The following is a 13980-nucleotide window of genomic DNA, read 5'->3' on the forward strand; positions in this document are numbered from 1 at the left end:
ACGGACCGTCGCGATGACCGCGGTGGCTTCCGCCGTGACGACCGCCCCTCCGGTGGTTTCCGTCGTGAGGACCGTGACGGCGACCGTGGTGGTTTCCGCCGTGACGACCGTCGTGACGACCGTGGCGGCTTCCGCCGTGACGACCGCCCCTCCGGCGGCTTCCGTCGCGACGACCGCCCCTCCGGCGGCTTCCGCTCCGGCGGCAGCGACCGTCCGTTCAACCGTGACCGCCGCGACGACAACCGCCCCTCCGGCGGTTACCGCTCGGGCAGCAGCGACCGTCCGTACGGCCGCCGCGACGACCACCGTGGCGCCAACTCCTCGTTCGGCCGCCGCGACGACAAGCCGCGCTGGAAGCGCAACGGCTGATCGCACCAGCTGATCTGAGGGCCCGTTCGGCACGCTCGTGCCGCACGGGCCCTCGTGCGTCCGGCCCCATCGCCTCTTCGTACAACTGCCTGAGCCGCCATTGGCCATAAGGACTCGGGCTCCGGCGGTCGGCCGGGCTATGCTGCGGTGTGCGGGCCGTTAGCTCAATTGGCAGAGCAGTGGACTTTTAATCCATTGGTTGTGGGTTCGAGTCCCACACGGCCTACCGCGGAGGCCCAGGTCGGATTCGTCTGACCTGGGCCTCTTTGCGTTGTCCGGGGGCGGTGCAGGGGGCGTGCCGGGGAGCTCGTCCGGGATGTCGCCGGATGTCGCGGGGCTCGGCCCGGTCCGGTTCGGTGAGGGTGGTGCGGGCCGGCGGGTGGGGTCGCCACACGTGCGGGTGGTCGCGGGGGCATTCCGGTCCGGTTTCGCGAGGGTTTGCCGGTGATGGGGTGGTGAGGGCGGCCCTAGGGTGACGGACCCCGGATCGGAAGTGCCGGAGGTATGTGCGCCATGAGGCATATGCGGCTGCTGCGCTCCAGGCCCGTGCGGGTGCTGTGGCTGTCGATGGCGTTGTCCGTCCTGGGCGACCGCCTCTACGGGCTGGCGGCGATGTGGGTGGTGTACGAGTCGACCGGCTCGTCCTCCCTGATGGGGCTGGTCGGCGTCGTCGAGTCGCTGCCGTACATCGCCGTCGGCGCCCTCGGCTCGGTGGTGGCGCGCTTCACCTGCTGGCGCTCGCTGGCCCGCGTCGACGCCGGGCGCGCTCTCGTGGCCGTCGCCGTGCCCGTGCTGTGGTCGCCGGACCCGCCGGGCTTCGTGGTGATGCTCGTCCTCGTCCTGCTGCTCGGCTGCCTCAGCGCCGTCTTCGAGCCCAACCTCGGGGCGCTGATCCCGCAGTTGGTCGAGCCGGCGGAGGTGCCGCAGGTGAGCGCGCTGTTCGACCTCACCGCGCGCGTGGCGGCCGCCGTCGGCCAGGGCGGCGTGGGGGCGCTCCTGGTGCTCGTGCCCGAGATCCACCTCTTCGCGATCGACGGGTTCACCTTCGCCGTGTCGGCCGTCGCCCTCGGCTGGCTCGGGCGGCGCACGGCACTGGCCACGGCGGGCGTGCGCGTCCCGTCCGTCTCCGTCCCGGCGGTACGGGCCTGGCCGGTACTGCGGGCGCACCCGCGCGTGGCCGTCGCGGTCGCCGTGCACGGGGTGGCCCTGTTCACCGCCGCGGTCTCCACCGTCGGCCTGCCCCCGCTGCTCGTCACCCGCTTCGGCCAGGGAGCCGCCGGCTACGGGCTGGCCCTCGGCGCCACCGCGGCCGGCGGGCTGGCCGGCAACCTGCTCACCGGCCACCTGCCCAGCCGCCTGCCCTGGCTCGCCACCTACTGCCTGGCCTGGACGGCTGCCGGCCTCTCGCTGGCCGGGCTCGGCGTCGCCGACTCGATGACGATGGTCATCGCGCTGTGCGTGACCTCCGGGCTGCTCTTCCCCGTCACGGCGGTGACGCTGCGCGCCCACCTGTCCTGCTTCGCGCCGGCGGAGCGGCTGCGGCTGCTCACGGTCGACCAGACGGCGGTCCGCACGGCCGGCACGGCCGGACTGCTGCTGCTCCCGTTCGCCGTGGACGCCGCTCCGGCCGGCTCGTTCGTGGGGGCGGGGCTGCTGCTGTCGGCCCTGGCACTGGCGGGGTGGTCGGTGGCGGGGTGGTGGACGGGCGGGCGGAAGGGGGCCTAGGGCGTGTTCGGTGGTCGGCACGGGCCCTGGGGAGCGCCGCTGGTACTAGATCGTCTGGCCCGTGTCCGCCAGCACGATCTCCCGGATGCAGACGTTCTGCGGCTGCCGGTAGCAGTACAGGATCGCCCGCGCGACGTCGTCCGCGCTCAGCCCGCCCTCCAGCGAGGCCTCCGCCGCCTGGTACGCGGCCCGGGTCTCGGCGTCCGTGATGTGCGAGCTGAGCTCGGTGGCCGCGTAGCCCGGCGCGATGACGGTGACGCGCACGCCGTGCGGCGCCGCCATCTCGCGGACGGCCTCGGAGGCGGCGTGCACCGCGGCTTTCGTGGCGCAGTAGATCGCGTTCGACCCGAAGGTCTTGCGGCCGGCGATCGAGCTGATGTTGATGATCGTGCCGCGGCCGCGTTCGGCCATGCCGGGCAGGACGGCGTGCACGCCGTTGAGGACGCCGCGCACATTGACGTCGATCATCCGGTCCCATTCGACCGGATCCTGCTCGAGGGGGTCGCCGGTGAGCATGACGCCGGCGCTGTTGACGATCGCGTCCGCCGGACCGAACTCGGCCTCCGCCTCCCGCACGGCCGTCACCACGGCCGCCCGGTCGGTGACGTCGACCGGGCGGGACATCGTCTTGGGCAGGCCGAGGGACTCGAGACGGTCGGTGCGCCGGGCCAGGAGCAGCAGCGGGTGGCCGTCCTCCGCGAACCACCGCGCGCACGCGGCGCCGAACCCGGAGCTGGCCCCGGTGATGACGACGAGTCCAAGGGTCATGACGCGCACGCTAGGTGCGCCTGTGGCGGTGCGCCCGTTGCGCCGGGCGTTCGGGGGACGCCCCTGCGAGTGGCGTCAGCGGCCGGCCGGGGCGGTTCACCCGGTCCACGGTCGGCCTCGCGCCAGTTGGTGAAAACCCCGCCCCCGTCCCGTGTTCGCGCCGCTACGGTAAGTGCGCGGGGTGGGGTTCGGCGTGGCGAGGCTCGGGAGGTCGGCAGCATGGCGAAGACGCGAGCGGGCGGGGGCGAGGGCGAGAGCATGGGCTACGGCGAGCCGAACGACGAGGTCGGTGGCCCCGACCACGGCCATGAGCGCGGCCCCGGTGACGGTCCCGCTTCCGCTCCCGGGTGCGCCCGCCCGGGCGGCGAGCCCGAGCCGACCCCGGCCGAGCACGTGGAGGAGCTGCTGAAACGGGCGCAGAACGGGTTCGAGATCGGCGAACGGGTGCTGGAGCGGCTGGGCACCGCGCTGATGCACCAGGCCGAGCTCCGCTCGTACCGCCAGCGCAACGACGAGGACCGCTCCCTGCGGTGCAACACCTACCGGCACATCTTCCTCCTCGCGGACGGCAGCAGCCTGCTGCTCCACGAGCTCGAGCACGACACCGGCCCGGACGAGCGTTTCCTGTACGAGCTGTACACGGACGAGAACGCGCTGGACGCCGCCGAGCGCCGCGTGCACGACCGGATCGGCGGGGGAGGCATCGGCCCGGGGAGCGAGGCGGAGGAGCTGCCGGCCTGGCTGGCGGAGGAGCTGCTGCTCGCCATGGGCCCGACGCGGCCCCGGCGGGAGTACGTGTCCGAGGCCTCGCCCGACCACGCCCGCCGGCTGTTGCGGCGCGCGGAGAACGCGGACGGGCCGGGCGAGGTGGTGCGCGAGCTGCTCGAGGGGGCGCTCGGCCACCACATCGCGCTGATCACCAAGCCCAGGCGCCGGGGCGCGGGCCGGGACGCCACCTGGTGCCGGTTCTACGAGCACGCGTTCCTGCTCGAGGGCGGGGGCGAGGTCAGCCTCTGGGAGCTGGAGCACAACATGACGGCCGACGGCCGGCTCGTGTGTGAGGTCTATCTCGACGAGGCCGAGGCCGAGGTCGCGGCGGATCGGCATGCCCGCGCGCAGGGGGTGGAGTTATAGGGCCGGCGGGGAGGGCCTGGACGTCCGGGCCGGCCTCGTGCCGTCGCGGGCACGGGCGTATGGGCTGCAATGGTCATGTACGCGCCATTGCGCCCGCCGTTCCGTGCTACGATTGTTCGAGTTGCAGTTGTGGTACCCATGAACTCGTGTGCGCCTCGGTCATGTAGCCGATGGCGCATTTTTGTTTTCGCCGGTCTATTTCCGGTTTGGGGCCCATCCCATCACTAAGGAGACAGACATGGCGACCGGCACCGTGAAGTGGTTCAACTCGGAAAAGGGCTTCGGCTTCATCGAGCAGGACGGCGGCGGCCCCGACGTCTTCGCCCACTACTCGAACATCGCCTCCAACGGCTTCCGTGAGCTCTTCGAGGGCCAGAAGGTCTCGTTCGACGTCACGCAGGGCCAGAAGGGCCTGCAGGCGGAGAACATCGTCACCATCTGACGATCCGAAGCGCTCAGCGCTGACGCTCACGATGGGGCCCGCACCACGGTGCGGGCCCCATCGTCGCGTCCGTCCGAACAGGGGGCCTTGCACCCCATTGAGGGAAGGTCCCCGAATGTCTCGCTCCGCCGCACGCCCCGCTGGTTCCGAGCAGCGCCCCACCCGTTCCGAGCGCCCGGCGCGCTCCGAGCGGCCCGCACAGTCCGAGCGCCTCAAGCGTTCCGAGCACTCCGAGCGTTCGCCCCGTTCGTCGCGTCCCGCGCGTTCCTCGCGCCCCTCGCGTTCGCGCGGTGGCGAGGGCGGCGGCCGGCAGCAGGAGGCGCGCCGTCGTCCCGTCGAGCCCCAGGGCGAGTTCGAGACGCCGGTGAGCACGACTCCGGCGCTTCCGCCGGTCGGCTCCTTCGCCGAGCTGGACATGCCCGCCGGCCTGCTCAACACGCTGACGCGCGAAGGCGTCACCGAGCCGTTCCCGATCCAGGCCGCGACCCTGCCCAACTCGCTGGCGGGCCGGGACGTCCTCGGCCGCGGGCGGACGGGTTCCGGCAAGACCCTGGCCTTCGGCCTGGCGCTGCTGGCCCGTACCGCCGGGCGCCGGGCGGAGCCGGGACGTCCGCTCGCGCTCGTCCTCGTCCCCACCCGTGAGCTCGCGCAGCAGGTCACCGACTCGCTCAGCCCGTACGCGACCGCCGTCAACCTGCGGATGACCACGGTCGTCGGTGGCATGTCCATCGGCCGCCAGGCCCAGTCCCTCGCGCGCGGCGCGGAGGTGCTGGTCGCGACGCCGGGCCGGCTCGCGGACCTCATCCAGCGCGGCGACTGCAAGCTCGGCGACGTGGCGATCACGGTCCTGGACGAGGCCGACCAGATGGCCGACATGGGCTTCCTGCCGCAGGTCACCCGGCTGCTCGACCAGGTCGACCCGGACGGCCAGCGGATGCTGTTCAGCGCGACGCTGGACCGCAACGTGGACCGCCTCGTCCGCCGCTTCCTCAGCGACCCGGTCACGCACTCCGTCGACCCGTCCGCCGGCGCGGTCGTCACGATGGAGCACCACCTGCTGCACGTCGCGGACGAGACGGTGAAGAAGACCGTCGTCACCCGGATCGCGGCACGCGAGGGCCGCGTGATCATGTTCGTGGACACCAAGCGGGGCGCCGACCGGCTGGTCAAGCGACTGCTGTCCGAGGGCGTACGAGCCGCCGCGCTGCACGGCGGCAAGAGCCAGCCGCAGCGCAACCGCGTGCTGGAGCAGTTCCGCACCGACCAGGTCACCGCGCTCATCGCGACGAACGTCGCGGCGCGCGGCATCCACATCGACGGCCTCGACCTGGTCGTCAACATCGACCCGCCCGTCGACCACAAGGACTACCTGCACCGTGGCGGCCGTACGGCCCGTGCGGGGGAGTCCGGCACCGTCGTCACGCTGGTGCTGCCGGAGCAGCGCCGCGAGATGAGCCGGATGATGGCGACCGCGAAGATCACGCCCCAGACGGCCAGGGTGCAGCCGGAGGACCCGGAGCTCGCCCGCGTCACGGGCGCGCGTCAGCCCAGCGGGGTCCCGGTGGTCATAGCGCCGCCGCAGCAGCCGCAGGCGCAGGCCCCGAAGCGGCAGTCGCAGTCGCAGACGCGGACGCGGGTGCGGCGCCAGCCGCAGGGGCAGCGGTCCGGTGGGCCGGGGCAGGGCCAGAGTCAGCGGTCCGGTGGTCAGGGCTCGGGCCAGGGGCAGCGGTCCGGCGGTCAGGGCTCCGGGCAGGGGCCGTCGCAGGGGCGTCCCGCGCGGGCCGGCGGCTCCGGCCGTCCGCGTCGACGCGGCGGCAACGGCGGCAGCGGCGGCAGCCGCCCGTCGGCGAGCTGACCGCGGGCTGAAGGCAGTACGGGGGCGGGCCGACGGCCCGCCCCCACCCCCCTCGTTCGGCGCAACCCCGTTCGCCCACCTCCGCCACACCCGCAAGGGTGAGACGCAATGCGTAACGGCGTCCGGCGGTCAGGAGAGCACACGGTGGGGAAGCGGCACGACGGGCTCGAGGTCGAACAGCTCAAGCGGCTCAAGCAGCTCAAGCAGGTCGAACAGCTCAAGCAGCTCGGGCAGCGCCCTGTGCGGGGCCGCTCGGTCCGGGCGCGCGGGCTGCCCGTCGCTCTGATCGCCGCCGGCATCCTCTTCGACACGCTCACGCCCCCGAAGTACTCCTCGGCCCCCTTCTTCGCCTCCGCCCCGCTCGTCGCGGCACCACTTCTCTCCCCGCGCGGCACGCTCGTCACCGCGCTCATGGCCCTGGCGGCCATGATCGGGCTCACGGTGGGCCACCAGGCACCCGAGACGGGCGAGTCCGTGACCGAGGTCGTGACCGTCCTGACCGTCGGCGCCCTCGCCCTCGGCATCAACCACGTCGTCCACCGCGGCGACCGCCGGCTGGCGTCCGTGCGCGGCATCGCGGAGGCGGCCCAGCGCGCCGTGCTCCCCGCGCCCCCGTCCCGTATCGCCGGGCTGCGCGTCGCCGCGCGCTACGTGGCGGCGCAGGCCGACGCCCGGATCGGCGGCGACCTGTACGCGGTGCAGGACACCCCGCACGGCGTGCGCGTCATCGTCGGCGACGTCCGCGGCAAGGGACTCGGTGCCGTCGAGGCGGTCGCGGTGGTGGTCGGCGCGTTCCGGGAGGCGGCGGAGCAGGAGCGCACGCTGGAGGGGCTTGCGGCGCGGCTGGAGCGCGCATTGCAGCGCGAGGGCGCACGACGGGCAAACCTCGAGGAGAGCGAGGGCTTCACCACCGCCGTGCTCGCCGAGGTCTCGCCCGGCACCGGCTCGCTGCGCCTGGTCAACCGCGGCCACCCGCCGCCGCTCCTGCTCTACCCGGACGGCGTCGTCGGCGAGGCGCACCCCGCCGTGCCCGCGCTGCCGCTGGGCATGGGGGAGCTGGGCGCGTGGCCGGACCGGGTGGAGGAGTGGGAGTTCCCGGCCGGCGCGACCCTGCTGCTGTTCACCGACGGGGTGACCGAGGCGCGGGACGCGAGCGGCACCTTCTACGACCCCCGGCGGCGCCTGCACGGCAGGCAGTTCAAGAACCCGGAGACGCTGCTGGACGCCCTCACCGCGGACGTCGTCCGCCACGCGGGCGGCCCGTCGGACGACGACATGGCCCTCCTCGCCATCCGGCGCGTCGACGGCCGTCACCGCCCGGCCACCGCCGTCGCCACCGTCACCCAGCCGATCGCGCAGGTGACCGCGCGTACGGTCCGCATTCAGCCGGATAACGACTGACGAACGGTCAAGTCCGATGTAGCGCGAACTCACTCCAAGAGGCGTACGGATTCATGCTTTCGGCTTGGATTCCAGCCGCCATGTCTATTAACGTTCGATAACGCAGCGCGGTCGTTGCAACCGTCGCAAGAGGCGGCACCGCGTGCCTTCGCCGAATCCCGTGGGTGGAACCGGGGAACCATCAACCTTTGGGGTGAATCGGGCCGCACACCGGTCCGTAGGAGACCTTCCTGCTCCGAACCCGTCAGCTAACCCGGTAGGCGAGTCGGAAGGAAAGGAGTGCGCCTCCGTGGCGTCCAACAGGACTGATCTGGACGGCAGTTCGTACGACCCGACGAACGTCCCCCACCGCCCCGCCGGCGACGAGGAGCCGTGGGCCGAGTGGAACCCCTCCGAGGAGTCGGTGGCGCCTCCCGCCCGCGGCAGACACCGCGTCGTCAAGCAGCGCGGCGGCACGATGGCCCGCAGCGGCGCCGTGCTCGGCGTCGGCGTGATCGCGGCGGTCGGCGCGGGCGGCATGGCGAGCGCCCAGGACCGTCCGGCGGCGGCAATCTCCGTGCCGGACCTGGCCCAGAAGATCCCGGGCGTCGGCTCGCTCCTGGCGAGTGAGGCAGAGAAGGACAGTGACGCCACCGGCGCCGGTGGTGTGGATGGCGCTGGTGGTGCGGGCGGGGCCGGTGGCGTACAGACGACCGCGGCCGCCGGCCACAGCACCGCCGACGCGGGCGAGGCGCTGCGCGCCCGCATCCTGCAGCAAGCGGAGCACCAGCAGAGCGCCGCGGACGCCTCGGCGCGCGAGAGCGCGGAGCGCTCGGCCGCGGAGTCGCAGCGCAAGGCGGCTGCGGAGAAGGCCGAGGCGCACGAGGCGGAAGAGACGAAGAAGGCCGAGCAGGCGGAGAAGGGCGACGGTCAGGAGGCCGGGCCCGAGGAGCGGTCGGCGTCCGCCGGGGACAACGCCTCCGGCTCGGACTCCGGCTCCGGCGCCGACTCCGGGGGCGAACGTTCGTCCGACCGCCGCGCGGACCGTTCCACGGGCGGAGGCGCCCGTACCGGTTCGTACACGCTGCCCGTGGGCTCGTACACGCTCACCGCCGGCTTCGGTCAGTCGGGCAACATGTGGTCCGCGAACCACACCGGCGAGGACTTCGCCGCCCCGACCGGCACCCCGGTCAAGGCGGTGGGCGGCGGCACGGTCACCCAGGCGGGGTGGGCGGGCGCGTACGGCTACCGGATCGTGCTGACGCTCAACGACGGCACCGAGATCTGGTACTGCCACCTGTCGTCGATGGTCGTGACGTCGGGGAAGGTGGGCCCCGGCACGGTCATCGGGCGGGTCGGCGCGACGGGCAATGTCACCGGACCTCATCTGCACCTCGAGGTGCGGCCGGGCGGGGGCTCGCCGGTCGATCCGCTGTCATGGCTGAGGGGCAGGGGCCTGCAGCCGTAGCAGCGGGGGACCCCGCCCCCGCATCCAAATGATGTTTTGTCGGGATTGATTGGGAATGTTCTGTCGCCGATCGGGAAATCAGATCGTGTGACGACGACCGCGACCACGATCACCACCTCGGTGCCCGCGCGCCTGGACCGCCTCCCCTGGTCCCGGTGGCACTGGACGGTGGTGATCGGGCTCGGCACGGTGTGGGTGCTGGACGGCCTGGAGGTGACGGTCGTCGGCAATATCGCCGGCCGTCTCTCCGAGCAGGGCAGCGGCCTGTCGATCACCTCGGGCGGGGTGACGGGCCTGGCGGCGGCGCTCTATGTGGCGGGAGCGTGCTCCGGCGCGCTCTTCTTCGGCCGGCTGACCGATCTCTTCGGCCGTAAAAGACTCTTCATGGTCACCCTGGCGGTGTACCTGGGCGCGACCGCGCTGACCGCGGTCTCGTACCACTCCTGGTGGTTCTTCGCCTTCCGTTTCCTGACGGGCTTCGGCATCGGAGGCGAGTACGCGGCCATCAACTCCGCCATCGACGAGCTGATCCCGGCCGTCTACCGGGGCCGGGTCGACCTGATCATCAACGGCAGCTTCTGGCTCGGCGCCATCGCGGGTTCGTTGTTGTCGATCCTGATGCTCGATACGAGCATTTTCGCCAAGGACGTGGGCTGGCGGCTGACCTTCGGCCTGGGCGTGATCCTGGGACTGGTGATCCTGCTGGTGCGGCGGCAGGTGCCGGAAAGTCCACGCTGGCTGTTCATCCACGGCCGGGGCGAGGAAGCCGAAGAGCTGGTGGCCTCGATCGAGAAGCGCGTCATGGCCGAGAAGCGCATCAAGCTGCCGGCCCCCAAGGGCAGGCTCACCATCCGGCAGCGCAAGAGCTTCGGCTTCCGCGACATCGCGCGCACGGTCTTCTCCGACTACCGCCGCCGCGCCGTCCTGGGGCTCGCCCTCTTCGTCGGCCAGGCGTTCCTCTACAACGCGATCACCTTCGGCTTCGGCGCCATCCTCACGCGCTTCTTCGGCGTGTCGACCTCCCACACGGGCTACTTCTTCGCCGTCATAGCGGTGGGCAATTTCCTCGGCCCGCTCCTCCTCGGCAAGCTCTTCGACACCGTCGGCCGGCGCATCATGATCTCCTCGACCTATCTGCTGGCCGGAGTGCTGCTCTTCGGCACGGCCTGGCTCTTCGGCTCGGGCCGGCTGAACGCCGTCACCCTCACCGCCTGCTGGGCCGTCGTGCTCTTCTTCGCCTCGGCGGGCGCGAGCAGTGCCTACCTCACGGTCTCCGAGATCTTCCCGATGGAGACCCGGGCCATGGCCATCGCCTTCTTCTACGCGGTGGGCACGGCGGCGGGCGGCATCAGCGGCCCGCTGCTCTTCGCCGCGCTCACGCAGAGCGGCGTGGTGGGTGACACGGTCCTGGCGTTCAGCATCGGCGCGGCGCTGATGTGCATGGGCGGCGTGGTGGCGGCGTTTCTGGCGGTACGAGCGGAAGGCCGCTCCCTCGAGGACATCGCGACCCCCCTGTCCGTCCACCCTCCGGATCCCCTGCCGGCACCGGCGCCTGCGGAATAACAGATTCGGCAGGGGAGTTGCACCATCGCATGGCTGACATTCACCCGGTTGGAACTCATCGCAAGATCGGCAGTCTCCTGGTCCATCCCCTGGCCCTGGGCGGCAACGTCTTCGGCTGGACGGCGGACGAGAAGCAGTCCTTCGCCGTCCTCGACGCGTACGCGGAGGCGGGCGGCAACTTCATCGACACGGCGGACGTCTACTCGGCCTGGGTGCCGGGCAACGAGGGCGGCGAGTCCGAGACCATCATCGGCAACTGGCTGGCGGCCCGCGGCAACCGCGACGAGATAGTGGTGGCCACGAAGGTCGGCAACGGTGTCCCGACGTACCGCGGCCTGGCCAAAAACGTCATCAGGGCTGATGTGGAGGCCTCGCTCCGCCGCCTGCGCACGGACTGCATCGACCTCTACTACACCCATGTGGACGACGAGTCGGTGCCGGTGGAGGAGATCATCACGACGCTGAACGAGCTGGTGGAGGAGGGCAAGGTCAGGGAGATCGGCGCGTCGAACATCACGGCGGATCGCCTGGACAAGTCCCTGACCTACTCGGATGCCGCCGGCCTGGCGAAGTACGTGGCGATCCAACCCCACTACAGCCTGGTCTCGCGCGACACGTACGAGGGCGAACTGGCGAAGGTGTCGGCGGCGCACGGCCTGGCGGCCATCCCGTACTTCGCCCTGGCGTCGGGCTTCCTGACGGGCAAGTACCGCCCGGGGACGAAGGTGGACAGCGCGCGGGCGGGCAGCGCCGCGGTCCACCTGGAATCGGAGCGAGGCCTGCGAGTCCTCACCGCCCTGGACGAGGTGGCGGCGGCCCACGACGCCGAGCTCGCCACGGTCGCCCTGGCCTGGCTGGCCGCCCAGCCGACCGTGGCCACCCCGCTGGCCAGCGCCCGCACGGTGGACCAGCTTCCGCCGCTGCTGGCGGTGGCGGACCTGAAGCTGACGGAGGCGGAGCTGGCGAGGCTGACGGAGGCGTCGGCGTAGGCCGGACGGTGGAGCGGCGTTGCTAGGGCCTGTCGTCACATTCCCGTCTGCCCCGCGGCGACAGGCCCTAGGAGGCGCGCCGCTCCACAACCCAGGAGGCGAGCGCGACGGCCCCGGCGACACCGAGAACGGACGGCCAGGCGCCCACCTTCTTGGCCAGCGGATGCGACCCGGCGAAGGCGGCGACGTACAGCCCACTGAGCCCGGCGGCCGCGCAGGCCCCGGCACGCTGATTCCACTGCTTGGCGGCCACCCCGCCGGCGACGGCGAGCGCCACCCCACCCAGCGGCCGCTTCTTGGTCCACCGGGCGACGCCGTACCCACCGACGAGCCCGCCGGCGGCGACGAGGGCGGTGGGAATGCGTGCTTCTGCGGCCATTACCGGGACCTCCACATCAAGAGACGATCTGCCTCATGCAGGCTAACTCCGCGTGCTGCGCGGGACGGCGGGGGCCCTCGCGGAGGGCGACACCCAGTAGCCGCCAGTTGCCGATACCGCTGGATGAAGTCCACTACGGGCGCTACGCTGCGAAGGCCATGTCCACCCGACCGGGGCCCCGGCCGGGACGCCGGACGCATCGGCCAGATGCGATCGCGCAGCATGGCGAAGCCCGCCACCAAGGGCGTGGTGACGGGCTCCGTGGAAAGACCACTGCTGTGGACCCCCCGCTAGCTTTCTTAGCGGGGGTCCTACGGCTTGTGCCTCACCTCCAGCCACCACCGGACAACTCCCCCGACGATCGCCGACACAAGGGCGGTGATCAGACGGAGCGACCAGTGGAGCAGGGCCCTTAGGAGGGCACGGTCTTTCTTCTTGCAGTGACGGCCCATAACGCGCCGTTCTTCCAGGTGGGCGTCGCCCACAGCCGTCAGGTCCTCCGGTCGGAGAACCCGGCCATGGGCGCGGCCGATCCCGGTGCACCGGGGGCCGCGCCCCAGTCGGGCTCCCCGTAAGAGGGTTGGCCGACCAGCCGCGGGCGTCCCGGACAGGCGGGTACGTCATGACGTCACGGGCGTGACTCTACAGGTCAGTGGCCCCAACTCGCGGTGATTCAGGTGCAGTTCGCATAGGGGCGTTGACGTGCTCGGCCGCTGCTAACGGCTGACGCGTGCCATGAGGCGCAGTTGCGACACATGGGCACGGACGTCGGCGCAGGCGTCGTCCGGGGCGGGCGCCGGGAGATCTCCGCGACAACTGCGACAGAGGCCGCCGGGGAGCGCTTCGGGCCAGCCGGGGATGCCGCAGCCGGTGCATTCCATGACGCGGCGGGGGCCAGGCAGAGACTCCGCCGCCTGCGGAGGAAGCGGAAGCTCGGGCGGCATCTTGTCGATGAGCCTCTTCCGGGTGAAGCCCCCTGGGCTGTGGATGACGGCGCTGGGGAGCCCGGCGGCGAGGATCCGGACGAGGTCGGGCGGCGTGATGCCGCGGCTGAGCCACTCGGTGGCAAGCTCTTCGAGGTCGGCGCACTCGGCGGCGGAAAGGGCGAGCCGGGGTTCGGTGCGACCGAGGGTGGCGAGGGCGAGGTAGGCGGGGGAGCAGGTGGGCCGAGCGGGCGCAGGTGTGGGCACAGGGATCGGATCCGGCTCAGGGCCGGGCTCAGGGCTCGACTGAGTAGCAGAGCCTTCCGTCAGGAAGCGGTCCCACCAGGCGTCGTCACGTGCGGTGCGGGAGAAGTGCGTACGGGAGACCCACTGCGTACGGTCGCTGGTGATCGTTTCGCGGAATCGCCGCAGATGACCGGCCTTGGAGAGGTTGTTGAGGGCGGTGGCCACGGCCTGCTGCCCGTAGGCGGGGATCTGTTTGGCGAGGGTCTTGATGTCGACGGCGGCACCGTCGGGAAGCCGGTCGATGAAGGCGGCGATGGCCGCCTCACGGGCGGGGAGATGCGCGAAGTCGCTGCGGGTGCGGGGCGCTTGATCGGGCGCGGATTGCTTGCCGTACCCGGCGGCGGCCATGGGGACAGCGGTAAGGTTGGCGTCAGCCATCGAGATCGTCTCGGCTTTCGATCTGGGTGGTCAGACCCCCGCTCGGTGCTGCTAACACCGGCGGGGGTTGTTCGTTGTGGCGCACGCTACACGCCGACAGCGGATGGTGGCGACCTGGTTGCCCAAAGTCATCTGAGTGCGCCGCGACGGGACTTGGGAGGGTGGGTGGGTTATCACCCACCACCCATTCCTTGGACAGAGCGCTCGAGTCCCGGCCCCCGAATCCCGAAGCTCAAGCCCCGACAAGCCGACCTGCGAAAACGCCCGCAGCGCCGCTGACCCAACCCCGGAACCCGAGCTC

At 71.9% G+C, this 13980-nt stretch carries 11 protein-coding genes, 1 tRNA gene, 1 pseudogene and 1 riboswitch; of the genes and pseudogenes, 10 read left to right on the top strand and 3 right to left on the bottom strand.

Features of this window, described 5'->3' with window-relative positions; all coding sequences use genetic code 11:
* The 3 genes and pseudogenes from ACIG36_RS29745 to ACIG36_RS29755 all read left to right on the top strand — a co-directional run.
* A pseudogene (locus ACIG36_RS29745) lies at nt 1-369 on the top strand (RNA helicase); the annotation flags it as partial.
* A 153-nt stretch (nt 370-522) separates the two neighbouring features.
* Nucleotides 523-595 (top strand) — tRNA-Lys (locus ACIG36_RS29750).
* 287 nt (nt 596-882) lie between these two features.
* Complete coding sequence (locus ACIG36_RS29755) at nt 883-2094, top strand: MFS transporter (protein WP_399934432.1); 1212 nt, start codon at nt 883-885, stop codon at nt 2092-2094.
* A 45-nt stretch (nt 2095-2139) separates the two neighbouring features.
* On the opposite strand, the gene ACIG36_RS29760 is transcribed toward ACIG36_RS29755, so the two are convergent.
* Nucleotides 2140-2862, bottom strand: coding sequence for an SDR family oxidoreductase (locus ACIG36_RS29760; RefSeq protein ID WP_399934435.1), 723 nt, complete (start codon nt 2860-2862; stop codon nt 2140-2142).
* A 219-nt stretch (nt 2863-3081) separates the two neighbouring features.
* On the opposite strand from ACIG36_RS29760, the gene ACIG36_RS29765 reads away from it, so the two are divergent.
* The 7 genes from ACIG36_RS29765 to ACIG36_RS29795 all read left to right on the top strand — a co-directional run bounded on the left by ACIG36_RS29765 (nt 3082) and on the right by ACIG36_RS29795 (nt 11693).
* Nucleotides 3082-3996, top strand: a complete 915-nt coding sequence (locus ACIG36_RS29765; protein ID WP_399934437.1) for a DUF6227 family protein — start codon at nt 3082-3084, stop codon at nt 3994-3996.
* Nucleotides 3997-4234: 238 nt separating this feature from the next.
* A complete protein-coding gene (locus ACIG36_RS29770) occupies nt 4235-4438 on the top strand; it encodes a cold-shock protein (protein WP_399934440.1) in 204 nt (67 codons plus the stop codon).
* 115 nt (nt 4439-4553) lie between these two features.
* Complete coding sequence (locus ACIG36_RS29775) at nt 4554-6293, top strand: DEAD/DEAH box helicase (protein ID WP_399934443.1); 1740 nt, start codon at nt 4554-4556, stop codon at nt 6291-6293.
* A 240-nt stretch (nt 6294-6533) separates the two neighbouring features.
* Entirely contained in the window at nt 6534-7694 is a 1161-nt protein-coding gene (locus ACIG36_RS29780; RefSeq protein ID WP_399934509.1) for a PP2C family protein-serine/threonine phosphatase, read from the top strand.
* 139 nt (nt 7695-7833) lie between these two features.
* A riboswitch (cyclic di-AMP (ydaO/yuaA leader) is annotated at nt 7834-7972 on the top strand.
* Nucleotides 7973-7983: 11 nt separating this feature from the next.
* Nucleotides 7984-9141 (top strand): peptidoglycan DD-metalloendopeptidase family protein, encoded by a 1158-nt coding sequence (locus ACIG36_RS29785; RefSeq protein ID WP_399934445.1) that lies wholly within the window; start codon nt 7984-7986, stop codon nt 9139-9141.
* An 87-nt stretch (nt 9142-9228) separates the two neighbouring features.
* Complete coding sequence (locus ACIG36_RS29790; protein ID WP_399934448.1) at nt 9229-10704, top strand: MFS transporter; 1476 nt, start codon at nt 9229-9231, stop codon at nt 10702-10704.
* Nucleotides 10705-10733: 29 nt separating this feature from the next.
* Nucleotides 10734-11693, top strand: a complete 960-nt coding sequence (locus ACIG36_RS29795; RefSeq protein WP_399934451.1) for an aldo/keto reductase — start codon at nt 10734-10736, stop codon at nt 11691-11693.
* Between the two features lie 67 nt (nt 11694-11760).
* Here the strand turns inward: ACIG36_RS29795 and ACIG36_RS29800 are convergent, their stop codons facing one another.
* On the bottom strand, nt 11761-12072 hold the full coding sequence (locus tag ACIG36_RS29800; protein WP_399934454.1) for a hypothetical protein: 312 nt from the start codon (nt 12070-12072) through the stop codon (nt 11761-11763).
* 716 nt (nt 12073-12788) lie between these two features.
* Nucleotides 12789-13679 (bottom strand): hypothetical protein, encoded by an 891-nt coding sequence (locus ACIG36_RS29805; RefSeq protein ID WP_399934457.1) that lies wholly within the window; start codon nt 13677-13679, stop codon nt 12789-12791.
* Nucleotides 13680-13980 lie beyond the last annotated feature (301 nt).

The organism is Streptomyces sp. NPDC053048, from assembly GCF_044547045.1.
Classification (GTDB): domain Bacteria; phylum Actinomycetota; class Actinomycetes; order Streptomycetales; family Streptomycetaceae; genus Streptomyces.

Bases quoted from the DNA above. Each gene is read 5' to 3' on its own strand.
- ACIG36_RS29755 (WP_399934432.1), top strand. From the start codon at position 883: ATGAGGCATATGCGGCTGCTGCGCTCCAGGCCCGTGCGGGTGCTGTGG.
- ACIG36_RS29760 (WP_399934435.1), bottom strand. From the start codon at position 2,862: ATGACCCTTGGACTCGTCGTCATCACCGGGGCCAGCTCCGGGTTCGGC.
- ACIG36_RS29765 (WP_399934437.1), top strand. From the start codon at position 3,082: ATGGCGAAGACGCGAGCGGGCGGGGGCGAGGGCGAGAGCATGGGCTAC.
- ACIG36_RS29770 (WP_399934440.1), top strand. From the start codon at position 4,235: ATGGCGACCGGCACCGTGAAGTGGTTCAACTCGGAAAAGGGCTTCGGC.
- ACIG36_RS29775 (WP_399934443.1), top strand. From the start codon at position 4,554: ATGTCTCGCTCCGCCGCACGCCCCGCTGGTTCCGAGCAGCGCCCCACC.
- ACIG36_RS29795 (WP_399934451.1), top strand. From the start codon at position 10,734: ATGGCTGACATTCACCCGGTTGGAACTCATCGCAAGATCGGCAGTCTC.
- ACIG36_RS29800 (WP_399934454.1), bottom strand. From the start codon at position 12,072: ATGGCCGCAGAAGCACGCATTCCCACCGCCCTCGTCGCCGCCGGCGGG.
- ACIG36_RS29805 (WP_399934457.1), bottom strand. From the start codon at position 13,679: ATGGCTGACGCCAACCTTACCGCTGTCCCCATGGCCGCCGCCGGGTAC.